At 57.8% G+C, this 25895-nt stretch carries 23 protein-coding genes; 8 read left to right on the top strand and 15 right to left on the bottom strand.

The genetic code is table 11. The annotated features are described in order from the left end of the window. Positions 1 to 26: 26 nt before the first annotated feature. The 3 genes from RYB66_RS09875 to RYB66_RS09865 form a co-directional block, all read right to left on the bottom strand. Positions 27 to 437: an NUDIX hydrolase gene (locus RYB66_RS09875; protein WP_005741011.1), complete on the bottom strand. Its 411-nt coding sequence runs from the start codon at positions 435 to 437 to the stop codon at positions 27 to 29. After that, positions 434 to 1525, bottom strand: coding sequence for a D-alanine--D-alanine ligase (ddlA, locus tag RYB66_RS09870; protein ID WP_004658205.1), 1092 nt, complete (start codon positions 1523 to 1525; stop codon positions 434 to 436). The genes RYB66_RS09875 and ddlA overlap by 4 nt, the downstream gene beginning before the upstream one ends. Before the next feature lie 152 nt (positions 1526 to 1677). Then, a complete protein-coding gene (locus RYB66_RS09865; protein WP_002554875.1) occupies positions 1678 to 1959 on the bottom strand; it encodes a type B 50S ribosomal protein L31 in 282 nt (93 codons plus the stop codon). 294 nt (positions 1960 to 2253) lie between these two features. On the opposite strand from RYB66_RS09865, the gene RYB66_RS09860 reads away from it, so the two are divergent. After that, positions 2254 to 3384 carry an OpgC domain-containing protein gene (locus RYB66_RS09860; RefSeq protein WP_057404605.1) on the top strand — a complete coding sequence of 377 codons (1131 nt, stop codon included), beginning with the start codon at positions 2254 to 2256 and terminating at the stop codon, positions 3382 to 3384. A gap of 65 nt (positions 3385 to 3449) precedes the next feature. Here the strand turns inward: RYB66_RS09860 and RYB66_RS09855 are convergent, their stop codons facing one another. After that, positions 3450 to 4382, bottom strand: coding sequence for a hypothetical protein (locus tag RYB66_RS09855; RefSeq protein ID WP_010200907.1), 933 nt, complete (start codon positions 4380 to 4382; stop codon positions 3450 to 3452). Positions 4383 to 4586: 204 nt separating this feature from the next. Between RYB66_RS09855 and RYB66_RS09850 the strand changes: the two genes are divergently transcribed. Together RYB66_RS09850 and RYB66_RS09845 are read left to right on the top strand one after the other, a co-directional pair. Further along, positions 4587 to 5300 carry a hypothetical protein gene (locus RYB66_RS09850; RefSeq protein WP_005741120.1) on the top strand — a complete coding sequence of 238 codons (714 nt, stop codon included), beginning with the start codon at positions 4587 to 4589 and terminating at the stop codon, positions 5298 to 5300. A gap of 178 nt (positions 5301 to 5478) precedes the next feature. Further along, on the top strand, positions 5479 to 6168 hold the full coding sequence (locus RYB66_RS09845) for a hypothetical protein (protein ID WP_057404606.1): 690 nt from the start codon (positions 5479 to 5481) through the stop codon (positions 6166 to 6168). Positions 6169 to 6218: 50 nt separating this feature from the next. Here RYB66_RS09845 and RYB66_RS09840 read toward each other — a convergent pair whose 3' ends face one another. Then, entirely contained in the window at positions 6219 to 7124 is a 906-nt protein-coding gene (locus RYB66_RS09840; protein ID WP_005746573.1) for a hypothetical protein, read from the bottom strand. Between the two features lie 360 nt (positions 7125 to 7484). On the opposite strand from RYB66_RS09840, the gene RYB66_RS09835 reads away from it, so the two are divergent. From RYB66_RS09835 to RYB66_RS09825, 3 genes are all read left to right on the top strand, one after another. Then, entirely contained in the window at positions 7485 to 10604 is a 3120-nt protein-coding gene (locus RYB66_RS09835) for a transglycosylase domain-containing protein (protein WP_005746575.1), read from the top strand. An 87-nt stretch (positions 10605 to 10691) separates the two neighbouring features. Further along, the gene (locus RYB66_RS09830) at positions 10692 to 11282 is read left to right on the top strand and encodes a PadR family transcriptional regulator (protein ID WP_004658215.1); all 591 of its coding nucleotides are present in this window, start codon (positions 10692 to 10694) and stop codon (positions 11280 to 11282) included. Continuing rightward, complete coding sequence (locus tag RYB66_RS09825) at positions 11279 to 12046, top strand: siderophore-interacting protein (protein WP_005779257.1); 768 nt, start codon at positions 11279 to 11281, stop codon at positions 12044 to 12046. The genes RYB66_RS09830 and RYB66_RS09825 overlap by 4 nt, the downstream gene beginning before the upstream one ends. Positions 12047 to 12061: 15 nt before the next feature. On the opposite strand, the gene RYB66_RS09820 is transcribed toward RYB66_RS09825, so the two are convergent. Then, positions 12062 to 12718: a Pr6Pr family membrane protein gene (locus RYB66_RS09820; protein WP_005746579.1), complete on the bottom strand. Its 657-nt coding sequence runs from the start codon at positions 12716 to 12718 to the stop codon at positions 12062 to 12064. Positions 12719 to 12771: 53 nt separating this feature from the next. After that, the gene (locus RYB66_RS09815; RefSeq protein WP_004658220.1) at positions 12772 to 12999 is read right to left on the bottom strand and encodes a VF530 family DNA-binding protein; all 228 of its coding nucleotides are present in this window, start codon (positions 12997 to 12999) and stop codon (positions 12772 to 12774) included. A 444-nt stretch (positions 13000 to 13443) separates the two neighbouring features. Here RYB66_RS09815 and RYB66_RS09810 point away from each other — a divergent pair, with 444 nt between their 5' ends. Next, the gene (locus RYB66_RS09810; RefSeq protein WP_005779256.1) at positions 13444 to 15861 is read left to right on the top strand and encodes a glucose/quinate/shikimate family membrane-bound PQQ-dependent dehydrogenase; all 2418 of its coding nucleotides are present in this window, start codon (positions 13444 to 13446) and stop codon (positions 15859 to 15861) included. A gap of 822 nt (positions 15862 to 16683) precedes the next feature. Here the strand turns inward: RYB66_RS09810 and RYB66_RS09805 are convergent. The 8 genes from RYB66_RS09805 to RYB66_RS09770 form a co-directional block, all read right to left on the bottom strand. Next, a complete protein-coding gene (locus RYB66_RS09805; protein WP_005779254.1) occupies positions 16684 to 17880 on the bottom strand; it encodes a PotD/PotF family extracellular solute-binding protein in 1197 nt (398 codons plus the stop codon). Beyond that, the gene (locus RYB66_RS09800; protein WP_005746582.1) at positions 17877 to 18884 is read right to left on the bottom strand and encodes a CobW family GTP-binding protein; all 1008 of its coding nucleotides are present in this window, start codon (positions 18882 to 18884) and stop codon (positions 17877 to 17879) included. The genes RYB66_RS09805 and RYB66_RS09800 overlap by 4 nt, the downstream gene beginning before the upstream one ends. Beyond that, on the bottom strand, positions 18881 to 19180 hold the full coding sequence (locus RYB66_RS09795; RefSeq protein WP_003431302.1) for a hypothetical protein: 300 nt from the start codon (positions 19178 to 19180) through the stop codon (positions 18881 to 18883). Before RYB66_RS09795 ends, RYB66_RS09800 begins: the two co-directional genes overlap by 4 nt. Before the next feature lie 22 nt (positions 19181 to 19202). Then, a complete protein-coding gene (locus RYB66_RS09790) occupies positions 19203 to 19952 on the bottom strand; it encodes an SDR family NAD(P)-dependent oxidoreductase (protein WP_316894312.1) in 750 nt (249 codons plus the stop codon). Positions 19953 to 19983: 31 nt separating this feature from the next. Beyond that, entirely contained in the window at positions 19984 to 20745 is a 762-nt protein-coding gene (locus RYB66_RS09785; protein ID WP_005779249.1) for an SDR family NAD(P)-dependent oxidoreductase, read from the bottom strand. A gap of 10 nt (positions 20746 to 20755) precedes the next feature. Then, positions 20756 to 22096: an MFS transporter gene (locus RYB66_RS09780; RefSeq protein WP_004664063.1), complete on the bottom strand. Its 1341-nt coding sequence runs from the start codon at positions 22094 to 22096 to the stop codon at positions 20756 to 20758. Between the two features lie 27 nt (positions 22097 to 22123). Further along, positions 22124 to 23005 (bottom strand): polysaccharide deacetylase family protein, encoded by an 882-nt coding sequence (locus RYB66_RS09775; protein WP_004658231.1) that lies wholly within the window; start codon positions 23003 to 23005, stop codon positions 22124 to 22126. Between the two features lie 77 nt (positions 23006 to 23082). Continuing rightward, positions 23083 to 24456 (bottom strand): amidase, encoded by a 1374-nt coding sequence (locus RYB66_RS09770; protein WP_002554893.1) that lies wholly within the window; start codon positions 24454 to 24456, stop codon positions 23083 to 23085. Positions 24457 to 24803: 347 nt separating this feature from the next. Here RYB66_RS09770 and RYB66_RS09765 point away from each other — a divergent pair, with 347 nt between their 5' ends. Then, positions 24804 to 25796 carry a GntR family transcriptional regulator gene (locus RYB66_RS09765; protein WP_371217845.1) on the top strand — a complete coding sequence of 331 codons (993 nt, stop codon included), beginning with the start codon at positions 24804 to 24806 and terminating at the stop codon, positions 25794 to 25796. Positions 25797 to 25895: the final 99 nt, after the last annotated feature.

Below are 25895 nucleotides of genomic sequence, written 5' to 3'. Positions count from 1 at the left end.
GCGCCAAGGCACAGGACGACACGGGTTCAGTTCGCTCGGGTTTGCCGCTGGCGGTACAACGGCAGGATCAGGTCGCGTGTCAGCGGAGCCAGATGCACATCCGCAAGACTGTCTGTGCCGACCCAGAGTACTTCTTCGATCTCGGCGGCGGGCAGAACCTGGGCATCAGATCTGACCTCGTAAAGCTGACAACACACCTCAAAACCTGGCTCATTGGCAGCCGGTGCAACGAACTCGCCGAGAAACAGCGCCTGCTGCGGATCGATGATCAGCCCGAGTTCTTCTTCAAGCTCCCTGGCCAGCGCCCGCGGTGCCGGTTCGCCAGGTTCGATCTTGCCGCCCGGTTGCATGAATGCCTGAGTGCCGCGCTTGCGCACCAGCAGGGTCCGGCCGTCTGTGCCGATCAGCAGCGCCGCCGCGATGCGGATTATCTTCATGCAAAGATTTCCGTTTTCAGCAAACGCGCCTGATCAGCGCGCTCAAGGGCCAGCACGATCAGGCGATGGATCAGTTCGGCGTAGGTCAGACCGCTGGCCTGCCAGAGCTTGGGGTACATGCTGATGGAAGTGAAGCCAGGCAGCGTGTTGACCTCATTGATGATGATGTCACGCGTGTCGGTAACGAAGAAATCGACCCGCGAAAGCCCTGCGCAACCCAGCACCTTGTAAGCCTGCAACGCGACTTCACGCACCTGATCACTCAGATCGGCAGGAAACTCGGCGGGTATCGCGATGCGCGCCTGATCACCATTCAGGTACTTGGTGTCGTAGGCGTAGAACTCGTCGTTGGCAATCACTTCGCCACAGACACTGACCTGCGCATCGAAGTTACCCAGTACCGCGCACTCCACTTCCCGGCCGACGATGCCCTGCTCGATCAGCAGCTTGTGGTCAAATTCGAAACCCAATGCCAGTGCAGCCACGAAGCCGGCCTCGTCAGACACTTTGCTGACGCCTACCGACGAGCCTTGATTGGCCGGTTTGACAAACATCGGCAGGCCCAACTGCGTGGCTGCATCGGCGAACGACAGGGTTTCCCCACGGCTGAGCACCATGAACGGCGCGACAGCAATGCCTGCATCGCGCAGCAGACGCTTGGTCACGTCTTTGTCCATGCACGCCGCCGAGGCGAGTACGTCAGCGCCGACAAACGGAACGGCCAGCATGCGCAGCACGCCTTGCAACGCACCGTCCTCACCAAACGCGCCGTGGATCAGCGGAAATACCACGTCAATGGCTGCCAGTGGCTTGCCTGTCTCGACCTCGACAAACTGGCCACCAGTGCTGCCAGGCAACAGCGACAACTGCTTGCCGGATGCACTCAATTTGATCCGCGCAGGATCATTGGCATTGAGCAGGTAGTCGGCCTCGTCGAAGCGCAACCAGCGGCCCAGCTTGTCGACGCCGATCAGGGTCAGCGTATAGCGTTCACGATCAATCGCATTGATCACGTTGCGTGCCGACTGCAACGAAACCTCATGCTCGCTGGATTGCCCACCGAAAACGATGGCGACTGACTTTTTCAAAGCGGTTACTCCTGTTTTTCAGGCCGCGAAGATAAAAGCAATGTTGGCTGTTAGTCCAGCAGATGATTGGCCATACGCCTGGAATTCAGGCAAAAAAAACCCCGGTGGTGGGCAATCCATGCGAAATGCCCATCACCGGGAGGTCAGACAGCTCATTGAGCCGCTGCGGTTTCTTTCTTGCCGCCAGAGCCGAAGGTGGCGAAACGCTTGTTGAAACCCGCGATCCGGCCCTCGTTGGTGGTCTTGCGCTGCTGCCCGGTATACATCGGGTGCGAGGCGCTGGACACGTCTAGCGCGACATAAGGATAGGTGTTGCCGTCGGTGTGCTGCTGCGTACGGTCTGTGTCTACGGTCGAGCCGATCAGGAAGTAGACGTCGGCAGCGGTATCATGGAACAGCACAGTACGGTAAGCGGGATGGATGTCGGGTTTCATGATTAGCTCTCCAGTAAGTTGACTGCAATCGTTATACAGTAACATAACAGAAGATGAGAATGATTGCTGTTGATTGCTATCATTGGCGAGCTTGATCGAACGCGTGCGTGCAGCAACTGTCGTCCTGAAACCGCCAGAACCAGCGTGCCAGAGACATTCTGTAATAGCGTGCTTTTGCAATCGGGCCGAATTAACGGCACCCTGCCGCGCCGCCGAACGTCACTGGTCGCTGGCCTGGAACCTGAGCCTCTGTGGCCGATCTTTACTCATTAGCACTTTCAAGAGTCCCCCGTTATGACTAACGGACGCGATCATCGAATCGACTTCTTTCGCGGCCTGGCGCTGATCTTCATATTCTGGGATCACGTGCCGGACAACCCGCTCGCGCAGTTGACCGTACGCAACTTCGGCTTCAGCGACGCAGCGGAAATCTTTGTCTTTCTTGCCGGTTACGCATCTATCCTGGCCTATGGACGCATCGCCCGGCGCGACGGCATGCTGGTGGCTGGCGTGCGGATCCTGCGCCGCACCTGGGTGCTGTATGTGGTGCATATCTTTCTGCTGACCCTGCTGATGGGCATCGTCTTCGTCGCCAACAATCATGTCGAGACGCGCGACATGGTCCAGCAAATGGGCCTTGAATACTTCGTCGGCAACCCGCAACAGGCATTGGCCGATGAACTGTTGCTGCGTTTCAAGCCCAACCTGACCGACCCGTTGCCGCTGTACATCGTGCTGTTGCTGACCTTGCCGCTGACCTTGCCATTGATGCTGCGCAAACTGGAACTGGCGGTCGGCCTGTCGATTGCCCTGTACCTGATGGTGCCGTTGTTCGGCTGGAACCTGCGTGCCTATGAAGGCGGTGGCGTGTGGTATTTCAATCCGGTGGCCTGGCAGTTGCTGTTCATTCTCGGCGGTGCCTGTGCATTGCGCAGCGAAACAGCCACACCCGCCGTACACTCTCCGTTGCGCCAACAACCGCTGTTCCTGATGGCCGCCGTCTACGTGTTGATCGCCGGGATGCTGACCTTCAGCGAAAAATGGCCCGGCCTGCACACTGCAATGGTCTCGACCCTGCACCTCGACGCCCTGTACCCCATCAGCAAGACCGACCTGGCACCCGCGCGCCTGCTGCACTTCCTTGCACTGGTCTACGTCGTCGCCCGACTGCTGCCGACCTCAAGCGCCTGGCTCGAAAACTGGCCCGCCCGCCAGACCTGCCGCATGGGCCGTTATTCGCTGGAAGTATTCTGCCTGGGCGTATTGCTCGCGCCACTGGCAGACATGGCAAACGCACTGGCAGGTGATACATGGCCTATGCAGGTGACTACCGCGATTGTCGGGCTGGGCTTGATGATGTTGATGGCCAATGGGTTGGAATTGAATAAGCGGCTGGGGAGATATAAGGCCGCCATAGCGGTGTAAAGGAAGGAGCATTGCAAATACAAAGACTGGCAAAACGCATTTGCCAGTCTTCTTTACACATTTACTTACGGGGTACTTTTGATCAGTCTCTGATGACAGATATGTCCGACTTGCCCTTTATCAGGATGAGGTGTGTCAAGGCCAGTATTTAAAGCATACGGATTATCCACCACCCAACCACCTTCAAAATATTGGGTGCGCCAAATATGTGTCCATCTGTCTTTCTCTGCAAAAACATCTGCATCGTTACCACCGACGCAGCGGCCAATATCTACCACTGTGCGGACTTTACCGGATGCGTCAGTCTTCACAAGGCCAGTGGGACGAGACTTATCGGACTTCGGCAGATCAATTGAGTATGACGCAATGCCCCCTTCCAGGGGCGTCCCTGTCGAATCAGTCATATCAATCTCCAGAACAACGTTACTTATTCCTTGAGCAGATAACGGCCCCAGGGTAGACGCATCCGGAGGTATTCTTGACATACCATATGGCTGATCTCGCAGGCGAGCATAGGTGACCTTTGGAAATGAACCCAGTATCAGGCCATAGGTAGAACCTTGTACAAAAGCACTGGACTCGTTATGAGACACCCGAACAATTACATCCTGCCCAAGAGTCAAAGAAGAGAGCACCATTTTCTGACCACTGGCGAGCATATTCCATTTAGCGCCATCGTGAATTTCCAACTGAGCAGATCCGGACAGATGCCCTTGAATCAACACCTTTTGCCCGCGCAATGCTGTGAAGCCGTAATAGTGGCTGTCCGCTGCGCTTACCAATGAATCCTTGATAATATTAAATTTGTCAGGCAGCTCAGTAAATTTAGGTTCTACTGCCTCTTCCGTTCTAACCTCGCCAGATCCCTCTAAAACTTCCGCCTCACTTGCCTGCCCATTTAAAATATTCCGCCCCACTTCGTGTGCTATCGCTTGCGGGTGTAAAGCGCATGCCAACAACGAAAATGCCAAAATCTTTGCTGCCTTGAGATTATTCATGTGACGCTCCTAATATTAATAAAACAACTAAAATAGGACGTAATAGAAATCCAATCTCAAGGTCAATAGCAAAACGAAAAACAAAGAAACTTCCTACAAAACAATTGCCACCCCAGCAACCTGGGAATATTCCTACACTCTTCTCAGCGCAAGTTTTCCCTGTTCGTGCCGTTAGTAAATTGACTACAGAAAATCAGGTGCACAATGAATATCGGCCCTAACTACATCTCCGCACAAGAATGGCAAACCCTGTTTGATAAAAAAAACGAGATAGCCTCGCCCCCTTTGAACAAGCTCCCTACAGAGCCAGAACAAAAAAAACCGCGTGACCCGAACGCTGAATTCTATACGACCGAAGAGACACCTTGGTTTTCCAGCTACAAAAATTCGGCGGCAGGACGCGCTATTTTAGAGAACATGTCTGAAAAGGAAGCAAAAGATATCCGAGCCAGGTATCTGGAAAACCACATTAAGGATTTTGACCAAACCATATGCCGTATGTACGACAACTTCCACGATTTCAAGCAGCAGCTTTTTTACCTCAATACAGAGCTGTCAAAAAAGCATTTCGGCTTCACGCTGGGCTTTAATCAGGACATTCAGGTGACCGACCCGGACGAGGTACTCACGCCGGCGGAGTTCACGTACCTGACCGAGAAGCTGAACGAACGTCAACAACTGAAAGAGGATCTGCGTGCGCACGCAAAAATTGTGATGACGCTACTCGACCATTACACGGAAAAATTCGGTAACCAGCACACCCTCAATCTGGAGAGTTACAGCAAAGTCATCGACTACGGACAGATCTTCAGCCGCAACCATATTGGCAATTTCATGGACACGATTATTTACCAGATCGAGCGCTATGCGCCGAAGCGTGAGGAAGAACCAAAACCTCTGGTTGATGTGCACGTTTGATGAATGCAAATACAGGCCGTTGATATTTCGCTCGAAATAGCCAGTGGCATGCCATTGTTTCGTGACGCAAATCACACAAAGCCTGTAAGCAGGATTTATCCCACAGCTTTATCAGCCCAAGAATCTCGTTCATTTACCGATAACAAGAACGATACAATTATTCAGCAAGGAGCAGAAAATGTACATTAGCACTATTACTTCCGACTTTTTACTTCCTCTATCACGTCCCTTGAACCCCCTCCAAACAGAACCCCTCACACGATCGCCTGAGGATAAACCGGCACTGAGTAAAAAAGAAGAGTTTGCAAATGCTTTCTACACGCGTGAGGAAGAGCCGTGGCTGCAATTCACCTCCAATCATCCCGACGAGAGAGACCCGACTAAAAAAGTCATTCGCCCAATGACAAAAGAGCTTTATCTAGAGCACCTTAATGTGGATGCATTGCTCATGTCGGAATTACAATCCTGTTTCTACCAAGAGTTCAGAGCGGAGCTTATAGATTTGCGCCCCGACCTGACGGGTAAAAATTTCAGCTATACGATAGGCGATGATGCCGAGCTTAAAATAATAGACTTGGACGATAAGTTAGGCATCAATGAAATCAAGTATTTATCAGATGCCATCAACCAAAAAACCCACCTCAAGGATGCTGCGATCACGCATGCCAAAATCCTCATGACGCTGGCTGACCATGACACAGACACATTCAAAGGAACCTATAAACTTGACCTGCTAAATTTTCAAAACATCATTGATCTTGGAAAAATAGCACTCAGCAAAAAAGATGACCCTAGTGAAATCTGGATAAGTCAGATCAAAGAAAAAGCAGAAAAAGGTTCGACACACTTGATCGATACAAGGGCCTGATGGTCAGAAAACGCTCTGTAGCGCCTACGGCAGACAGAGCGTTTTTTAAGTCAGCTCCTTGACCAGTTGATCAGCCAGCGATTGCAAATCAGCCCCAAATTGTACACATGAGGTTTATCCGCCAATTGCTCAGCGAGCCTATTATTAGCCCAATACTTTTTTGGCTCGTAGCGAGTACTCCAGGTTTCTCGCCCGTTTTCACTCAGGTGAGTGAAATTATCAGCGAGCAAGCCGCCCTCGCAGCGTTTAAACGTTACCCGCTGTATTATTTTCCCCGAACTGTCCGAGGTGTATTGTCCGTTAGCCTGGTGATGTTTGATACTGAGCTCGAAATCAAATACACCGCCCTCCAGCGGAAAAGCCTTGCTGTCGGTAAACGTAACCTCGAGCATTGCCTCTGTGAGCGCTTGAGTCGCCAGAAAAGCGGGTTTGGTGAAACCATACGGAATCAACCTGAAGCCCTCTTCGTGGTGCAAGTCATAACGCATATGAGGAAACGAGCCAAACACCACGCTGTAATCAGTGGTATCAAACCTGGCACCGTCAGTCGCGACAATACGTATATTGACTTGTGAACCAGGATTAAGCCCTTCGATTCTCTGCGCCGATGAATGACGCTTGGGCTGCCACCGGCCGCCATCAACCTGATACTCCAACCTCCATTTCTGGTCGTAATCCGAATCCGGCGTTGTAATCAGTACGTTCTGGCCGCGCGCAGCGGTGAAATTATACTGATGAACTGCCGAAGTATTCTCCAGAATATGACTGATCTGATGAATCTTGTCCGACAGCACCACAGGATTCGAATGGCTTGGGTTTTGTACAGCCTGTTCCTGCAACATTGGTTGTTGACTGACGACAGGAGCTCCTTCTACTTGACCCATGGCGTGATAAGACATTGCCAAGAGCAATCCAGACACAAACGCACGACCTGCCTTGTTTTTCTTGTTTTTCATTTTGTTGATCTCGATAGGGATTAGCTAATCAGGGCATCATTGCCACTGACAAAACCGGACGTAATCACCTGTTTAATTCGAGATCAAGCGTTGGAAACAATTATCGGAAACGTCCTACAAATAACCAATAATATTTTATAAGTCCAACGCCTTGATTTATAAAGAATGCTTTTCAGGCGCTTATCTATGACTGATATTTTTTCAGTCAAACCCTGTGCTTAGACGAAAATGCATACAAGCCATGCCAGTCCAGGCATCGTCTCAGCCAATCTCGAAAACCACCACACAATTCCCCCCACATTCCCATCCAGCGTCTAAGCTTGGGTCAGGTGCGTTGAAAGGATGACCGGACAATCGACTATGGGCGTATTTCGGCATTCCGATAGCAAGCATGAAGCGCTGTCAGCTGACCGCCAGGATGACCCACGCGCGCCAAAGCGTCCGCGTCGCAAGCGATACGGGTGGCGGGTGTTTTGGGTGATTGTGGTGCTGGCCTGCATTGCGCTGGGTGTTGCAATAACGGTGGAGAGCCGCAGTTCAAGGCTGCAGGCGCGGGAGTTCAGCCGCTTTGCCGCGAGCCTGAGTTATTCGATGCAGCCTGGGCCGAGCCATGACGTGGTGTATCCCGGTGACGGGCCGTTCGACAGGCGCCTGGGCTATTCGTCGCTGGATGAGTTCCTGCAGCGTCTGCTCAAGCGCGATTATGTGATTACTCGCCAGACCCGTTTCTCACCAGAGCTGATGCGCTACGTTCAGCATGGCTTCTTCGTGCCTTACGAGGAAAAGACCCAGGCTGGCCTGTCGATCACTGATTGCCGAAACGAACCGTTGTATGAGTTCAGATACCCGCAGCAGTTTTATCCGACCTTTACCGCTATTCCGCCACTGCTGGTGAACAGCCTGCTGTTTATCGAAAACCGCGACTTGCTGGACCCGCAGCAACCCTTGGCCAACCCGGCAGTGGACTGGCCACGCTTCGTGAAGGCCGCGTGGTCGCAACTGGCGAAGATGTTCGCCCTCCCCGGCCAGTCGGCTGGCGGCAGTACGCTTGCCACTCAATTGGAAAAATATCGCCATTCACCCGACGGGCTGACGCTGTCGGGTTCCGAGAAGTTGCGGCAGATGATTTCCGCCAGCGTTCGCGCCTATCAACCGGGCACCGAGACCCTCGCGGTACGCCAGCGGGTGGTGCGTGATTATCTGAACAGTGTGCCGTTGTCCGCGGTGCCGGGGCACGGTGAAGTGCATGGGCTGGCCGAAGGGTTGCGGGTGTGGTTCGGTGCGGATTTTGCCAAAACCAATGACTTACTGGCCTCCAGCCCCACAGACAAACAGCGGCTGGCCGATAAGGCGCTCGCCCTGCGCGAAGTGCTGTCACTGGTCATTGCCCAGCGTCGTCCGTCGCACTATCTGGCCAAGGGCCGCCTGGAACTGGCGGACCTGACCGACAGCCATCTACGTCTGCTGGCCCAAGCCAATGTCATTGATCAACCGCTGGCCGATGCCGCGTTGGCAGCCCAGGTCACCTACCGCGACTGGGCGCAGCAGCCGACCATTCAGCCTATCGAAACCAATAAAGGCATCAGTGTCGCGCGCACTCGTTTGTCGAACCTGCTCAATCGCCCGCTTTACGACCTGGACCGTCTTGATCTGTCGGCCACCAGTACCCTGCATGGCGAATTGCAGCGCAGCGTCAGCCAGTACCTGCGTGACCTGGCCAACCCTGAGTTCGCTGCAAAAACCGGTTTGATGGGAGAGCGGCTGCTGACCCCGGCCAGTACCACCCAGGTACGCTATAGCTTCACGCTGTTCGAACGCGGCGTGGATGGCTCGCGGGTCAGGGTGCAGACCGACAGCACTGATCAGCCGTTCGACATCAACGAAGGCAGCAAGCTGGAACTGGGTTCGACCGCGAAGATGCGTGTGCTGACCACTTACCTGGAGATCATCGCCGAGCTGCACGGGCGGTATGGGAATCTGAGTACCGCGCAACTGCGCAAGGTGCCTGTCGAAGAACCTGACCGGCTGACTCGCTGGGCAGTGGATTACCTGCTGATGAACAAGGACCGTGATCTGGCGAAAATGCTCTCGGCCGCGCTGGATCGCACCTATTCGGCCAGCCCGGCAGAGGCGTTCTTCACCGGTGGCGGCATGCACCGTTTCAATAACTTCAGGCGCGAAGACAACGAGCGGATTCCCACCCTGCGCGAGTCGCTGCGTGAGTCGATCAACCTGCCGTTCATTCGCCTGATGCGCGATGTGGTGCGCTACAGCACGTATCAGGCGCCCAACAACAGCGCCGAGTTGCTCAAGGATGACGACAACCCGCGCCGTCAGGAATACCTCACGCAGTTTGCCGACCGCGAGGGCACGGTTTTCCTGCTGCGCTTCTGGAAACGCTACAAGGAAAAGACCACTCAGGAACGCCTCGATACTTTTCTGGACGGTATCCATCCCACGGCCATCCGCTTGGCTGCCGTACATCGCTACTTGCTGCCTGGGGCTGATCAAGCGACGTTCAACGCGTTCATCCGTGCGCATCTGGATGAGCCGAAAGCAACCTCGAAGCTGACCGACAAGCGTCTTGCCGACTTGTACAAGGGCTATGGGCCGGGCACTTACGACTTGCCCGATCAAGGCTACATCGCCCGCGTCCACCCGCTGGAACTGTGGCTGGTGGGCTACCTGCTCAAACAACCTGAAGCACAATTCAAGGACGCCGTGGCCGCCAGTCGTTACGAGCGTCAGGAAGTCTACGGCTGGCTGTTCAAGAGTCGCCACAAAAGCGCTCGCGACAGTCGCGTAAGGACCATGATGGAGGTCGAAGCGTTTCTGGATATCGAACAGCGCTGGCAGCGCGTGGGCTATCCGTTCGACCATCTGGTGCCATCGCTGGCAACAGCTATCGGCAGCTCGGGTGATCGCCCGGCGGCGCTGGCCGAGCTGATCGGCATTATCCAGAACGACGGCATCCGTTTGCCGCCCGTGCGTATCGACAGTCTGCATTTTGCAGCTGGTACACCTTACGACACCGAACTGACCATCAACCCGGAGCTGGGCCAGCGCGTGCTGCCAGCAGAAGTTGCCGCGGCAATGCGCGAAGCCTTGTCGCAGGTGGTGGATGGCGGCACCGCCAAGCGTGTGCAAGGCACCTTCAAGATGCAGGACGGCAGCGTGCTGGCGATGGGCGGCAAGACTGGCACGGGTGATAACAGGATCGAGAGCATCGGCGCAGGCGGACGCATTCTCAGTTCCAGGGCGATCAATCGCACGGCGACCTTTGTGTTTTATATCGGCGACAACCACTTCGGCGCATTGACCGCGTTCGTACCGGGACGCGCCGCCGAAGGCTTTCGCTTCACCTCGGCATTGCCGGTACAGGTACTCAAAGGTATGGCTCCGATCCTGACGCCTTATCTGGAGAACCACGGACAGGCGATGTGCAATGCCCCGCTTGCCGACCCGCCCAAGGGTGTTTGACCGGCAATGACCGCTCGTCTGCCAGCTCTGTGATTACAATAAGATATATCTTAAGGTATATCTAACTTGTAACCAGAGATCAAAAACATGCGTGAAGATAAACACCCTCCCCACCATCGTCCGCCGCATCTTCGTGAACCAGGTGAAGATCGCGACGGTTTTGAAAAACGCCCAGGCCGTGAACGCGGTGGACGTGGCCCTCGGGTTTTCGCCCCTGGCGATCTGAAATTACTGCTGTTGGCACTGATCGCCGAACAGCCCGCACACGGCTATGACCTGATCCGCAAGATCGAAGGTCTGTTCGAGGGTGCGTACTGCCCCAGCCCCGGCGTTATCTACCCCACCCTGACGTTTCTTGAAGAAAGCGAAATGGTGGTCGGCGATGCCCAGGCTGGCAAGAAGCTCTACACCATCACCGATGCGGGTCGCCAATCCCTGGAAGATCAGGCCGTGGCGCTGGAAGGTGTGCGCATGCGCATCGATGTCAGCAAGCGCTCACTGCGCGGCCACGATCGTCCGCCGGAAATCCACGAAGCGGTGCACAACCTGCGCCACGCGCTGCAGATGCACCACGGCCGCTGGACCCCGGAAGAGATTCTGCGGGTCAGCGAACTGCTCAACAGCACGGCCAAGGCTGTCGTCGATGGGCCTCAACCTACCTCGGAGGAGTCGGCATGAATTCGCCCCAGTCAATCCATCGCGTCATGCATGAAATCAAGCGTCGCAAACTAAAAGTGTTGCGAGTCACAGAGCTGACTCCGCTGATGCGCCGCATTACCTTGCAGGGCCCGGAACTGGCAGGCTTCATCAGTCTGGGCACAGACGACCACGTTAAACTGTTTTTCCCGCAGACAGCGCAAGAACAGGCAGCCCTGGAAGACCTGACCGCTACCAGCGACAAGGACGCACCACGTCCACCGATGCGCGATTACACCCCGCGTCGCTATGACGAAAGCAGCGGTGAGCTGGATATCGACTTCGTTCTGCATGGCGAAGGCCCGGCTGCCACCTGGGCGGCTCAGGCTGAACCGGGGCAATTTCTGCACATCGCAGGGCCAAAGGGTTCGATGGTGGTGCCGGACATGTTCGACAGCTACCTGCTGATCGGCGATGAAACGGCGATTCCCGCCATCGCTCGACGCCTGGAATCGCTGCCCGCCAACCGTGCAGCGCTGGTGGTGGTCGAAGTGGCCAACCCGCAGGAACAGCAGGTGTTCGACAGCGCCGCACAGGTCGACGTGATCTGGATCGTACGCGGTGAGCAGAATCTGGTGGATGTCACGCGTCGCCTGGAGATGCCAGAGGGCAAGCTGTACGCGTGGGTCGCGACTGAATCCGCGCTGTCACGCAAGCTGCGTCGCGTGCTGCTCGATGAGTTCGGCCTGCAAGAGGATTTCGTCAAGGCCGCTGGCTACTGGAAGCTGGACGGCACTGAAGAATAGGCAAGCCTGGGCGACTCACATCGTGCGACGAGCCGCCCATCTGTCGACCCCAAGCAGCAACAGTGCAACCAGCAAGAACCCGAGCAGCACGCCGAGCGCGTTGATGAATGCCTTTGGAAAACCGATCGTGCCGACATCGATGAATGGATACAGGTAGTCACCAAGCATGTGGCCACGCAGCAGGACGTAGGCGAAGTAGATGACCGGGTAGATCGCCCACAGCGGCACATGGCTCAAGCGCAACACGCCTTTGGGCACGTACAGCCACCAGTACAGTACGAACGCCAGCGGCATTATGTCGTGCAGCAACTCATCGGCCACCCACTGCCAGCCTTGCGGGTGCCACAGATGGCGCAACAGAATATTGTAAGCGATGCCCACCAGCGCAATGCTCACCGCAATGCCGCCGCATACCACCGGGTGCCGGAAAAAACGGTGGCCTGCCGACTGCCGCGACGTCAGGGCACAACTCAGCGCGACGGCTGCCAGGGTGTTGGTCAGTACGGTAAAGAAACTTAAAAACCGCACTAGCCCGCCCAGCAGACTGGCGTGATCGGCATAACGGCCAATGAAGATCAGGTACAGCTGGATGACCAGCCCCGACCAGCCGAGGCAGGCTGCAACAAGGGTGTAGTAGCGCTGTCCCTGCGCAGTTGAGTGTTCGCGGTGCATCAATCGTTATCCTTGAGTTCCAGCGTCCATGCCGGGCTTTTCTGGCGGGCCTGTTACCAGCCTTTGCCGCGATGCAACTTCACATACAACGCTTCAACCTTTTCACGCGCCCAGGGCGTCTTGCGCAGAAAAGTCAGACTGGATTTGATGCTCGGATCGCTTTTGAAGCAGCGAATGTCGATGCGCTCGGCCAGGCCGGACCATTCGTAATGTTCGACCAGAGCCCTGAGAATCTGCTCCAGCGTGACGCCGTGCAGCGGATCGGAATTGGGTGTTGTCATGATGAGCCTTGAAGCTGATGAAGAGGGATAGCAGCCTGAACAGCTTCCTGGAGCGCGCAGGTCTTCCCGAAAAGTTTGCCATTGTAAGCGCCGCGCTTTCATAAAACACAGTCGACTTGAGCCACTGTTGCCGACCTTGCAATGATCCATGTCAGGTTTATCGCTTTTAGAAAAATCGTTAGCGTCCTATCATTGCGCGTTTAAGGATTGCAGGTTTCCTTTCTGAAGAGACTCCGTTGAATAAACACCTATGCACGAATTCGGGCGGCAATGGTCTACGAATCAATGACCGGGCCGCGCTGAATGGGCAACCGTGTTCTGTGTGATGTTGAATTCGAACGTCGGTGATTCGTTTCAATAAACAGCCTCAAGGAATGCTGCCAGGGTCGGCGGCGTACATGAAAACAATATATCAACTACTTACTTCTCGCGGAGATTCGCATTATGAGCACTGACGGTGCTTCAAATAGAAATCGCCTGTTGCCGACCCTGCTCGGGCTGGTGATCCTGTTGATGGGGCTGGCCTTGCTGGTCGGTGGTGCCCGACTGCTGCAACTGGATGGCTCGTTGTATTACCTGTTGGCCGGTATCGGCTTCGCCGTGACCGGCGTGTTGCTGATCACTGGTCGCGCGGCTGCGCTGGGCCTTTATGCACTGCTGCTGTTCGCGAGCACTGTATGGTCGTTGTGGGAAGTCGGACTCGATTGGTGGCAACTGGTGCCACGCCTGGCGCTGTGGTTCGCACTGGGCATCGTCCTGCTGCTGCCGTGGTTCCGCAAGCCACTGCTGCGCAATGGCCCGGCGCGCATGGGCACTGGCGCACTGAGCGTTGCTGTCGTGCTGGCCGGTCTGACCGCGCTGGCGAGCCAGTTCACCAACCCTGGCCGTATCGAAGGCCAGCTGGACCGCGAAACTGCCGGCACCACCAACACCGCTCCGGCCATGCCTGACGGCGACTGGCAGTCCTACGGCCGTACCGCATTCGGTGACCGCTACTCGCCTCTGGCGCAGATCACGCCGGAAAACGTCAACAAACTGGAACCGGCCTGGACCTTCCGCACTGGCGACATCCCTGGGCCGAACGACCCGGGTGAAACCACTGCCGAGAACACACCACTCAAGGTCAACGGCATGCTCTACGTGTGTACGCCGCACAGCCAGGTGATCGCACTTGATCCGGATTCGGGCAAGGAAATCTGGCGCTTCGACCCGAAACTCAGCACCCAGAATGCGAAAAACTTCAAAGGCTGGGCGCACATGACCTGCCGTGGCGTCACTTATCATGACGACGCAGCCTATGCAGCCAGCGCCCCGGCACAAAGCCCGGCAGCACCGGGCGCAGCCAGCGCCACTTCAAATGCATGCCCACGCAGAATCTTCCTGCCGACTGCCGACACCCGTCTGATCGCGCTGAACGCCGATACCGGCAAAATGTGTGAAGACTTCGGCAACAAGGGTTCGGTTGACCTGACTGCCAATATGGGTACGTTTGCTCCGGGCGGCTATTACTCCACGTCGCCACCGGCAGTGACCAAAGACCTGGTGATCATCGGCGGCCACGTTACCGATAACGTCTCTATGGACGAACCGTCCGGCGTGATCCGTGCCTACGACGTGCACACTGGCCGTCTGGTCTGGAACTGGGACAGCGGCAACCCGGAAGAGACTGCGCCGATTGCCGAAGGCAAGATCTACACGCGCAACTCGCCGAACATGTGGTCCATGTTCAGCGTCGATGAAAAGCTCGGCATGATCTACCTACCAATGGGTAACCAGACGCCTGACCAATGGGGCGGCGATCGTACGCCGGATTCCGAGAAATACAGCGCGGGCCTGGTTGCACTGGACATCGCGACGGGTCGCGTACGTTGGAATTACCAGTTCACCCACCATGACCTGTGGGACATGGACGTGGGTGGTCAACCGACCCTGCTGGACATGAAAACGGCTGATGGCGTGAAGCCGGCGGTATTGGCATCGACCAAGCAGGGCAGCATCTACGTGCTGGACCGCAGCACCGGTCAGCCCATTGTGCCGATCAACGAAATACCGGTTCCGCAAGGTGCTGTTGCAGGCGATCACACCTCGCCGACCCAGCCCAAGTCCGACCTGAACTTCATGCCGCCGCCGCTTAAAGAGCGCGACATGTGGGGCGTGACGCCATTTGACCAGATGATGTGCCGGATCGACTTCAAGTCGCTGCGCTACGACGGCCCGTTCACGCCGCCATCGCTGCAGGGTTCGATTGTTTATCCAGGTAACTTCGGTGTGTTCGACTGGGGCGGTATTTCCGTCGACCCGGTTCGTCAGATTGCCTTCGTCAACCCGAGCTACATGGCGTTCCGTTCAAAGCTGGTGCCTGCTGCCGAAGTCGAAGGCGGCCCTGGCCGCAAGAGCGAAACCGAAGGCGTGCAGCCGAACAAGGGCGCACCATATGGCGTGATCCTGGAAGCACTGCTGTCGCCAATGGGCCTGCCGTGCCAGGCACCGGCGTGGGGTTACGTGGCGGCGGTCGATCTGACCACCCACAAAACCATCTGGATGCACAAGAACGGTACCGTGCGTGACAGTTCGCCAATCCCGATCCCGCTGACCATGGGCGTTCCAAGCCTGGGTGGCCCGATCACAACGGCGAGCGGTCTGGCCTTCCTGAGCGGTACGCTTGACCAATACCTGCGCGCCTACGATGTACGTAATGGCAAACAGCTGTGGGAAGGTCGCCTGCCAGCAGGCGCCCAAACCACACCGATGACCTACACCGGCAAGGACGGTCAGCAATACGTGCTGGTCGTGGCGGGCGGTCACGGTTCACTGGGCACCAAACAGGGTGACTACGTGATGGCATTCAAACTGCCGAAGTGATGCATTAGTGCGGTAAATGGAAAGCGGCTATCGAGAGGTAGCCGCTTTTTTTTGCTACTGAAACCTTGTCTCGGCTGCATTTGCTACCGGACAAGGCTGTAGATCTATGACGCGGAGCGTCACGAACTGCATGCCAACGCAGAGCATTGGCACGATGGTGCTCTGACGATTATCGTTCCGCACGCTCCAGCGTGGGAATGCCATTCTGGACGCTCTGCGTCAGCTCTTGAATGTGCGGTGCGGCGCAGACCTGTGACGCAGAGCGTCACGAACTGCATGCCAACGCGGAGCATTGGCACGATGGTGTTCTGACGATTATCGTTCCGCACGCTCCAGCGTGGGAATGCCATTCTGGACGCTCTGCGTCAGCTCTTGAATGTGCGGTGCGGCGTAGACCTGTGACGCGGAGCGTCACGAAATGCATGCCAACGCGGAGCATTGGCACGATGGTGCTCTGACGATTATCGTTCCGCACGCTCCAGCGTGGGAATGCCGTTCTGGACGCTCTGCGTCCTCTCTTGAATGTGCGCCGCGGCGTAGAACTGTGACGCGGAGCGTCACGAAATGTATGCCAACGCGGAGCATTGGCACGATGGTGTTCTGACGATTATCGTTCCGCACGCTCCAGCGTGGGAATGCCGTTCTGGACGCTCTGCGTCAGCTCTTGAATGTGCGGTGCGGCGCAGACCTGTGACGCGGAGCGTCACGAACTGCATGCCAACGCAGAGCATTGGCACGATGGTGCTCTGACGATTATCGTTCCGCACGCTCCAGCGTGGGAATGCCATTCGGGACGCTGTGCGTCCGCTTTTGAATGCGTGCCTAACGCGCTTTGGCGCTGCTTTTGCCACTGGCGCGGAGGATATCGTTCCAGCGGCGGACCAGGTAGTTGTGTTCGTTCATGACCGAGTTCCACACCGCAATGTGGCCCATGCGTTCCTCGTAGGAACCACCGTCGCGGATCTCTCCGGCGTCGATCAGTGGCAGGCCGTCGCTGCCGAGCAGTTGCTCGCGGGCGGGCAGACCGGCGTACCAGTAATCCCATTCTGCGGCACTCAGATAATCACGACTGCGCGCCGGATTACCGATGTAATACCCCTGCCGCGCCATCACTGCGCCCGGCCAGCCGGACAGCCACCAGTTCAGGTAGGCGTAGGCTGCATCCAGCACCGGGCCTTTGGCGTGGCGCGATAAAGACAGCCCGCCGAACCAGCCGCGATAACCCTCTTTGGGCACTGCCACGCGGTACTTCACACCCGCGCGGTGCAACCTGACCAAGGTGGGTGACCAGAGGCTCTGAATGTCGATGGTCGGGCTGAGCATCAGTTCGGCGGCTTCTTCGTCGTCTGACCAGAACGCGCCAAAATGCCCTTGCTGCTGTTTGCGCACCAGCACGTCGGCCAACACGTCGATTTCTTCGATGCTCATGTTGCCGATGTCCTTGAACGCCGCCAGCCCAGCGCCCTGCACAGCCAATGCGGCATCCAGTGCGCCGATAGCAGCGTCGCTCTGCAAGGCGATGCGCCCACCCCACACAGGGTCGAGCAACCAGCCCCAACTTTCGTCAGCAGGACTCAGCCCATCCGGCAAACGCTCGGGGCGATAGGCAAAACTGTCGGCGTTGTGAGTCAGCGGCAACATACTGATGCGCTCAGTCACCGCACTGCCCAGGCTGCCATCGTGCTGCACGAACAGACGTTCGCTGGGCACACTGCCGCTGCCCGGTTGATCGGTGGGTCTTAGTCGCCCCTGTTTGGGCAGGTCGTTGATTTCGTGCCAAAGCGCGATGCGCCGCGTGTCGATGGGTTGAATGGCCCGCGCAGGCCAGACGAAATCAACATTATGAAACCACTGATCGTAAAGGTCGTAGCTGTCGGGCTGCATGACCGCGATGCGTTGCGCGGTCTGCACGTCATGGATCTGATAGATCAGCTTGATGCCCAGTTCCTGCTCGGCCCGCTCACGCAAGGACTCCAGCAAGGTCACAGACGTACCCAGCACACGCAAGGTAATGGTCATGCCGCAGACTCGCTGAGTGATGGCGCGAAGCTACTGGAAAACACTTCGAATGAACGACGCAGCAACTCGGGATCAAGACCGCGCAGGATGAACACCAGCCGGGAAGTGCGATCCTCTCCTGGCCAGGCTGCAAGATGCACCGGCGCATGCAGGCAATGCTGCACACCATGAATCACGATGGGAGCCTGGTTGTCGTTCACGTTGAGCAGTCCTTTGACACGGAGGATTCGTTCACCGTGGCATCTTAACAGCATCGACAGCCACACCCCGAAACCGACCCAGTCCAGAGGCCGCTCGAACGTCAGGCAACAGACCTGCGCATCACCATGCCGCGCGGAAGTCGACAGCACCCGATGCAGTTGCCAACGCGTCACTTCAGCGGCCGGTTCGTCGCTGCGCATGCCCTCGCCCAGCAACAGTTGATCGCCACTGTGGATCTGCGCAGTATCCCGCAGCGGTGCAGAGAAATTCAGCGCTTGCAGGTGCTGACGAAGCGCATCCAGTGCGGGCTGATCGACCAGATCGGTCTTGCTCAACAACAGCCGGTCCGCCGCCGCGATCTGAGCCAGCCACTCCGGATGCAGACGCTCTTGCAGTGTTGCGTGGCAGGCGTCCACCAACGTGACGATCAGGCCGATATGAAAACGCCCGCGCAGTTGCGGGTCATTGCTCAGCGTGGTGAGAATCGGTGCGGGATCCGCAAGGCCGGTGGTCTCCAGGATCACCCGGCGAAACGCTGGAATCTCGCCACGATTACGTCGCTCCAGAAGGCCGAGCAACGCATCTTTCAGCTCCCCCCTGACGGTGCAGCAGACACAACCGCTGGGCAGCAGAACGGTATCCGGAGCAACCTCTTCAACCAGCAGATGATCGATACCGACATCGCCGAATTCGTTGATCAACAGCGCAGTTTCGCCCATGTCTTCATCGGCCAGCAGGCGTTTGAGCAACGTGGTCTTGCCGCTGCCGAGAAAGCCGGTAATCACATTGAGAGCAATGCTCATGATGACCTCTGCAGATGGTCGAGCAAACGGGAATCCAGCGGGTCGAGCGGGCGACCAATCAGTAACTCGGCTTTCTGCCAGAGCTGCTCCAGGCCGGTCGCCAGTTCCTGCTTGCCGGTGGCCCCCAGCAGAAGGTAGGAAACGCCCTGAAAGTCCTCGACCTTAAGGCGAAAAGGAGCCACCACCTTGTTGATCGCGGCAATACGCCGCAAACGCTCACGCCGCCGGGGCAGTTCGGCAGCCAGTGGGTCGCTCCAGTGCACATCTTCGCCCAACAGCCCGCACAATCCACACATCAGGTGTTCTCCAGCAGTTTGCTCATGGCATGACGTCGCCGGAATTGGGACCTAGCGTCTGGCCGACGAACAGGTTGCCACCCGGCTCGCTGGCCAAGAGCACCGCCACCGGCGCAACTTCCTCGGCCAGACCGAAACGCCCCAGCGGCAACTCGGCAGCCTTGGCGGTTTTCCACGCGCTGCTGATCCCGGCGACCAGCGGTGTTTCGATAGGGCCGGGAGCGATGGCATTGACCAGCACGTTGTCCTTGGCGACTTCCAGCGCAAGGGATTTGCTGAAACCGATCACCCCGGCCTTGGCGGCGGCGTAATGGGTCAGTTCGGCACCGCCCTTGATGCCCAGTTGCGAAGCAACATTGATGATGCGTCCCCAACGCTGGGCAATCATGTGCGGCAAGGCGCGCTGGCTGGCCACAAATACGCTGGTCAGGTCGACGCGCAGCATGTCGTTCCACATCTCGATGCTCAGGTCGACGCAACGTGCCTGGGTCAGCATGCCGGCGTTATTGACCAGAATGTCGATGCCGCCAAAATGCTCGACACAGGCATCGACACTGGCCTGCGCGCCCTCGACGCTGCCGACGTCGGCCACGCATTCGTGCACCTGCGCGCCGAGCTGACGGCAGTGTTCGGCAACCTTGGCCAGAGTGACCGAATCACGATCGCCCAGCACCAGATGCGCACCTTCACTCGCGTAGGCAAGCGCGATGGCAGCACCAATGCCGCTGCCTGCACCGGTGATCACCGCACGTTTTTGTTTGAGCTGTTGCATGGGTCGGGTTCCTTGGTTGAATTTGCGCGATCTACCCCGGCCAGCGCACGGTCAGGCCGCCGTCGATCACGATGCTTTGCCCGGTCAGGTAACTGGCTTCGTCGCTGCACAGAAAACGTACCAGCGCAGCGACTTCGTCCGCTCGGCCTACTCTACCCAGCGGAATGGCCTTGGCCGCCTGCGCCAGACCCTCAGGGCCCAGCGAGTTCTTGCTGTCCAGCGACTGTGGCGTTTCGATCAAACCGGGAATCACCGCATTGCAGCGGATGCCCTTGGGCGCCAGCTCCACTGCCAGCGAGCGACACAGCCCTGGCACACCCGCCTTGGCGGCGGCGTAATGGGAATGGTCCTGCCAGCCGTAGACACCACCGGCAATCGATGAGATCGCCACCAGCGAACCGCCCTCGCCCATATGCCGGGCGGCGGCGCGGAAAGTACGCATCACCCCGGTCAGGTCCACGTCGAGCATCTCGTTCCAGCGCTCGTCGGTCATTTCCAGCAACGGCGCACGACGCAACAGTCCGGCATTGGCCACAGCGTAATCGATTCGGCCATAGGCCTTGATCGCAGCCGCAGCCAGATCGTCGACCGACTCGGTGCTGGTCACATCCAGCGGCAGCATCAGGCATTCGCCACCCGCCGCCTCCACCAGCCTGCGGGTTTCATTCGGATCATGCGGGTCAGCCGGATAGAATCCGCCTGCCACCGCCACATCGTGCCGGGCAAAAGCCACTGCCAGCGCCTGGCCGATGCCGCTGGCGGCACCGGTTACTACTGCAACTTTACGAATCATGTGTTGCTCCTCATTTCACCGTTTCAGGTCGCACATGCCTGGCCGCAAACATCAGTGCACCCGACAGGAAGCAAGGCAGCGCGCCGAAATACAGCGCCGAGGTCTGCCAGTCTCCGCCTGCACTCAATACCGACGTGGCACCGAAGCCTGCGACCACTGCACCGAGCGGGCCCATGGCGTGGATGATTGCGCCGCCCGTTGCACGAATGCTGGTCGGGAAGCTTTCGCTGATGAAGAACAAGGCCGCCGAGTAAGGGCCGATCAGAAAGAACAGCCCAAGGCTGTACAAGCCAACGACCGTCACCATGTTGCTAGGCCCGTAGAGCATGCCGGCGAACGCCAGACCACCCAGCATCCAGCCAAGACCGATCACGTTACGACGACCGATCCGGTCACCCATCCAGCCGTGACACAGGTAACCGCAATAACCCACCAGGTTGGACAGCACCAGAATGATCAGCGAGTTCTCGAACGAGATGTGGTGAACGCTGACGATCACCGTTGTGCCCAGCACACTGAACACCTGAATCGCCGCCCAGTTGAGCAGGATCGCAGCACCGATCACCAGCGTGGCGCGGCACGAAGAACCGCGGAAGGCAGCACCGATCCCCGCTTTGCTGTGCTCGTCGTAATCGACCCCGTAGGTTTGCGCCACAGCCTGTGCCTGGCTCACGTCGCCCTTCTTGCGCAACTGAGTAATACGTTGATGGATCTGGAACTGCGGGCTCTCTTTGAGCTTTCGCGCCAGGATCGCGATGACGATGGCCGGGATGGCCGCGAACACGAAGCAACCCTGCCAGCCAATGATCGGCAGCAGCACGGCGGTCAGCCCTGCTGCGATCAAAGCGCCGACCGGCCAGCCGCCCTGCACCAGGCTGTAGATGAAGCCACGGCGCTTGGCCAGACGCGGGTCGTCGGATGCCGCGTAGATTTCGCTCAGGTAGGTCGCGTTGACCGTTTCTTCGGCATAACCCAGACCGCCCAGCGAACGAATCAGGATCAGCGGCGACTTGCCCCATGATCCGCCGATGGCCGTGAGCGCCGAGCAGATCGCCGAACCGCTCACGGTGAAAATGATACCCACGCGCCGTCCCAGGCGATCTACCAGCGGACCGATGGCCAGTGCCACCACCGCGGTGCCGACCGCGACCCAGGTCGCGATTTCGGCCTGTTCGACCTCACTCCAGCTGAAGTGCCGACCGATTTCCGGTAACAGCGTGCCAAACAGAATGAAGTCATATACCGCAAACACCCACGCGAAAAACGCAATCCATGTGGCGAACCGTACTTGCTCCGGAGTCAATTGCTCAGGTTTCCAGCCGGTCAGGTCGAGCTTGTTGTAAATGGACATGAGTGACGCCTCGGACAGGGCAATGAATCAGCGGGTACGGGGATTGCGACGCACGAAATCGTCGGCAATCTCGTCGAAAGTGACGAACTTGACGCCAGCATGGCTCTGAATGTGCTCGATCAAGCGCTCCAGCATCAGCAGCACTTGCGGGCGACCAGACACGTCCGGGTGAATGGTCATGGTGAATACAGCGTGTTCGTGTTCGCGATAGACCCAGTCGAACTGGTCGCGCCACATCTCTTCCAGATGTCGAGGGTTGACGAAACCGTGGCTGTTCGGTGCCTTCTTGATGAACATCATTGGCGGCAGATCGTCCAGGTACCAGTTGGCCGGAATTTCCACCAGATCGGTTTCTTCGCCACGTACCAGCGGCTTCATCCAGGTATCCGGATGCTGGCTGTAATCGATTTTGGTCCACTTGTCGCCCACCCGAACGTAGTAAGGGTGGAAGTCGTTGTGCATCAGGCTGTGGTCGTACTTGATGCCTTTCTTGAGCAGCAGCTCGTTGGTGACGTTGCTGAACTCCCACCATGGCGCGACATAGCCGGTCGGGCGTTTGCCGGTCATTTGCGTGATCAGTTCGATGGACTTGTCGAGGACGATCTCTTCCTGCTCCGGGGTCATCGCAATCGGGTTTTCATGGCTGTAACCATGCACACCGATTTCATGCCCGGCATCCGCCACGGCTTTCATCTGCTCGGGGAAGGTCTCCATGGAGTGCCCCGGAATGAACCAGGTGGTGCGCAGACCGTAACGCTCGAACAGCTTGAGCAGACGCGGAGCGCCGACTTCACCGGCGAACAGGCCGCGAGAAATATCGTCCGGCGAATCTTCGCCGCCATAGGAGCCCAACCAACCCGCTACCGCATCTACATCCACACCAAACGCACACAGAATTTCTTTGGCCATCTTTGTTCTCCCACGGGTTAATCAGAACGGCTTCGCGATGTACCGCACGCGGGCCGGTTTCAAAATTCACAGGTTGTTCAAGGGGCTGCGATCAGTGCTTCCACTGCCAGCGCTGCGCGTAGCAACCGTGCGTCTTCCCCCGCCGGAGCGCTAAGCAACACTGCGGTGGGCAGGCCCGAGGCATCACTGCCGCTGGGCAGCGACACGCCGGGCATGTTCAGCAGGCTGCCCGGCATGGTCAGGCGCAGCGTGGCGAGGTTGGTTTGAATGAACAGCTCTTCGTCGTTCAACAGGGGCACGAGCGGCGGCGCCACATGAGCAACAGTTGGAGTAATCAGCAGCGCGCCATCGAGTTCGAGGGTCAATTGCTCCTGCAAACGTTCGCGCGCGGCGTACAGATTGACCAGCAGGCTGGCGGGCATATGCCGTGCGGCCTCCAGGCGCTTGCGCACTCTGGGGTCGAGCTGGCTGGCTGCGTCGCTGTCGAGCAACGGCTGATGCAGCGCGAATGCCTCGGCTGCACCAAGCCAGCCCTGTTGCTGGGTTAACAGCAACGTGGCCTGAAATGCCTGGCAAGGCTTGACCTCGATCAGCGCACCGCTTGCACGCAAGGCTTCAACAGCACGCAACAGGTTGTCGCGAACGGCCGGCGTGACTCGTTCGTCTTCCAGCACCGCCTGATCGAGCAGGAAACGTTGACCGGCCAGGCTGCGTGGTATCAACGATGAAGGTTTGCTGCGCGCACAGAGCAGATCATCGATCACTAGAGCGTCGCGCACACTGCGGGTCAGTGGCCCGACGCTGTCCAGCGTCAGCGCCAGCGGGAAAACGCCGTCGCGGCTATAGCGGCGGCTGGTGCTGCGAAACCCCACCAGACCGTTGAGCGCTGCCGGCACACGAATAGAACCGGCGGTATCGGTGCCCATGGCGATCGGTACGGTTCTGTTGGCGACGGCGACTGCCGAACCCGAAGACGAACCGCCAGGAATGCGTGGCGAGCCGTCGCTGTTGGGGTTGATCGGCGTACCGAAATGCGGGTTCAGGCCCAGCCCTGAATAAGCGAATTCACTGAGATTGGTCTTGCCCAGGCTGACCATCCCGGACCGTGCCAGCAGCCCGACACTCGGCGCATCCAGCAGCGCGGGCGACAGGTTGTTGCGCACCGCAGCACCGGCGGTTGTGACGCTGCCTGCCACGTCGAAAAGATCCTTCCAGGCGATGGGCACGCCGTCGAAGGGGCTCAATGGCTGCCCTTGCTGCCAGCGGGCCGCAGACGCTTCGGCTTCCCTGCGTGCCCGTTCGATACTCATGGAAATGAACACATGATCGGCGCGTGCCGCCTGTTGCAGCGCCTTGTCCAGAGCCTGCACAGGGTCACTGCGCCCCTGGGCAAAATCCTCGGCCAGTGCGCAGGCATCACCGGTAACGCTGTGACTCCCGGTATCGGTCATGGACATCACACCCTCAAAAATGTACTTATTAATAAAATGTACATTTAACAAAGGCAGGTTCCATGCCAATCTGCATGTCGCGACGCCCTGACCCGATAGAGCTGACGGCCCTTTCGCGCTGGAAACGCCGTACTAGAAACCTTTCTGCAAAGGCATCAATCAGTTGCGATAAGGCGTCGTGGACGAACAGGATCGTCATAAAGAAATAATGTATCTTTTACAAAAGATACATTTTAGTGCAAAAAAGTAACGGTGGCCCCATGAGCGAGCATCAGGACGTGGCCCAGGGTGACAACGGCGCTTCTGTGCGAGAATCGTCCGTCAACCGCCAGAAGTGTATGAAACCGATGTCAGAAGAGGACACGCGCACCGCGTCGCGTTACGCCACGATCCGTGAGGTGTTGCGTAACGCAATCGTCTCGGGTGCGGCTGCCAATGGACTGGTGCTGCTTGAAGCACCGTTGGCAGAACTGTTCGGCACCAGCCGGGTGCCAGTGCGCAAGGCGCTCAATCTGCTGCATGAAGAAGGCTTGATCAGCCGTTTCGATGGCCGGGGTTACCTGGTCAATCCTGACGCCGGGGAAGTCGAGCCGTTGCGGTTAAGCCTGAGCCACAAGCAGTTCGGGCTGGACAGCAGCGAAGAGCTGGTCGACACCCGCCCACTCGGCGAACGTATTCATGACGAGATCGGCGCGGCGCTGTCGGCCTGTATCGCCTTTGGTCATTATCGGCTGGATGAACAAAGCGCCGCGCAGCACTACGGCGTCAGCCGCGCGGTGGTTCGCGAGGCGCTGATGCGTTTGCGTGATCGCGGCCTGGTGGAAAAAGAGCCTTACTCACAGTGGCTGGCAGGGCCGCTGACGGCCCGGGAGATCACCGAAGACTACGAACTGCGCGCCTGCCTTGAGCCCGAAGCCCTGCGCCAGACCGCGCCGCAGCTGAGTCGCGAAACTCTGGAGGCCATGCTGGCCAGAGTCATTCAAGCGCAAAATGCCGAACAGTGCAGCCTGGAGGAAATAGAGCGCCTTGAGGACGACCTGCATCAGCAGTGTCTGGGCGGCCTGCAAAACCGCAAGATCGCCACTTTGATCAGTCAGGCGCAGAGCCCAATGATCATCAACCGGATTTTCTACCGGTTGCTGGAAATTGGCGCGGATGAAGCGATGCTGGCCGAGCACCGGCTAATCATTGAGTTGCTGCTGCACGGTGCTTTCGACGCCGCGGCCTTGAACCTCAAGGAGCACCTGCAACGCGCCCGGCAGCGCATGCTCCAGCGCCTGAAAGTGCTATCGGTACTGCCGGAGCAGGAAGTGCCGGGGTACCTGACGCGATTGAGTTGAGATGGGGCAAAGTTGGAGTTAACGCGACAGAGACTATCGTTACCACGCTCCAGCGTGGCAACGCTGTTCTGGACGCTCTGCGTCCGATCCTGAACACGC

The sequence above is a fragment of the Pseudomonas syringae group sp. 243L2 genome (genome assembly GCF_032587875.1).
Lineage (GTDB): Bacteria > Pseudomonadota > Gammaproteobacteria > Pseudomonadales > Pseudomonadaceae > Aquipseudomonas > Aquipseudomonas amygdali.
The sequence above is the reverse complement of the archived record's forward strand: the minus strand, read 5'-3'. Positions and strand labels throughout refer to the sequence as shown.

What these genes read in the sequence shown, in the direction of transcription:
- RYB66_RS09850 (WP_005741120.1), top strand. Translation starts at nt 4,587, where the DNA reads ATGAATATCGGCCCTAACTACATCTCCGCACAAGAATGGCAAACCCTG.
- RYB66_RS09780 (WP_004664063.1), bottom strand. Translation starts at nt 22,096, where the DNA reads ATGTCCATTTACAACAAGCTCGACCTGACCGGCTGGAAACCTGAGCAA.
- RYB66_RS09790 (WP_316894312.1), bottom strand. Translation starts at nt 19,952, where the DNA reads ATGCAACAGCTCAAACAAAAACGTGCGGTGATCACCGGTGCAGGCAGC.
- RYB66_RS09795 (WP_003431302.1), bottom strand. Translation starts at nt 19,180, where the DNA reads ATGTGTGGATTGTGCGGGCTGTTGGGCGAAGATGTGCACTGGAGCGAC.
- RYB66_RS09785 (WP_005779249.1), bottom strand. Translation starts at nt 20,745, where the DNA reads ATGATTCGTAAAGTTGCAGTAGTAACCGGTGCCGCCAGCGGCATCGGC.
- RYB66_RS09775 (WP_004658231.1), bottom strand. Translation starts at nt 23,005, where the DNA reads ATGGCCAAAGAAATTCTGTGTGCGTTTGGTGTGGATGTAGATGCGGTA.
- RYB66_RS09855 (WP_010200907.1), bottom strand. Translation starts at nt 4,382, where the DNA reads ATGAATAATCTCAAGGCAGCAAAGATTTTGGCATTTTCGTTGTTGGCA.
- RYB66_RS09830 (WP_004658215.1), top strand. Translation starts at nt 10,692, where the DNA reads ATGCGTGAAGATAAACACCCTCCCCACCATCGTCCGCCGCATCTTCGT.
- RYB66_RS09770 (WP_002554893.1), bottom strand. Translation starts at nt 24,456, where the DNA reads ATGACCGATACCGGGAGTCACAGCGTTACCGGTGATGCCTGCGCACTG.
- RYB66_RS09800 (WP_005746582.1), bottom strand. Translation starts at nt 18,884, where the DNA reads ATGAGCATTGCTCTCAATGTGATTACCGGCTTTCTCGGCAGCGGCAAG.
- RYB66_RS09825 (WP_005779257.1), top strand. Translation starts at nt 11,279, where the DNA reads ATGAATTCGCCCCAGTCAATCCATCGCGTCATGCATGAAATCAAGCGT.
- RYB66_RS09875 (WP_005741011.1), bottom strand. Translation starts at nt 437, where the DNA reads ATGAAGATAATCCGCATCGCGGCGGCGCTGCTGATCGGCACAGACGGC.
- RYB66_RS09815 (WP_004658220.1), bottom strand. Translation starts at nt 12,999, where the DNA reads ATGACAACACCCAATTCCGATCCGCTGCACGGCGTCACGCTGGAGCAG.
- RYB66_RS09840 (WP_005746573.1), bottom strand. Translation starts at nt 7,124, where the DNA reads ATGAAAAACAAGAAAAACAAGGCAGGTCGTGCGTTTGTGTCTGGATTG.
- RYB66_RS09865 (WP_002554875.1), bottom strand. Translation starts at nt 1,959, where the DNA reads ATGAAACCCGACATCCATCCCGCTTACCGTACTGTGCTGTTCCATGAT.
- RYB66_RS09845 (WP_057404606.1), top strand. Translation starts at nt 5,479, where the DNA reads ATGTACATTAGCACTATTACTTCCGACTTTTTACTTCCTCTATCACGT.
- RYB66_RS09835 (WP_005746575.1), top strand. Translation starts at nt 7,485, where the DNA reads ATGGGCGTATTTCGGCATTCCGATAGCAAGCATGAAGCGCTGTCAGCT.
- RYB66_RS09805 (WP_005779254.1), bottom strand. Translation starts at nt 17,880, where the DNA reads ATGACCATTACCTTGCGTGTGCTGGGTACGTCTGTGACCTTGCTGGAG.
- RYB66_RS09860 (WP_057404605.1), top strand. Translation starts at nt 2,254, where the DNA reads ATGACTAACGGACGCGATCATCGAATCGACTTCTTTCGCGGCCTGGCG.
- RYB66_RS09820 (WP_005746579.1), bottom strand. Translation starts at nt 12,718, where the DNA reads ATGCACCGCGAACACTCAACTGCGCAGGGACAGCGCTACTACACCCTT.
- RYB66_RS09765 (WP_371217845.1), top strand. Translation starts at nt 24,804, where the DNA reads ATGTCAGAAGAGGACACGCGCACCGCGTCGCGTTACGCCACGATCCGT.
- RYB66_RS09810 (WP_005779256.1), top strand. Translation starts at nt 13,444, where the DNA reads ATGAGCACTGACGGTGCTTCAAATAGAAATCGCCTGTTGCCGACCCTG.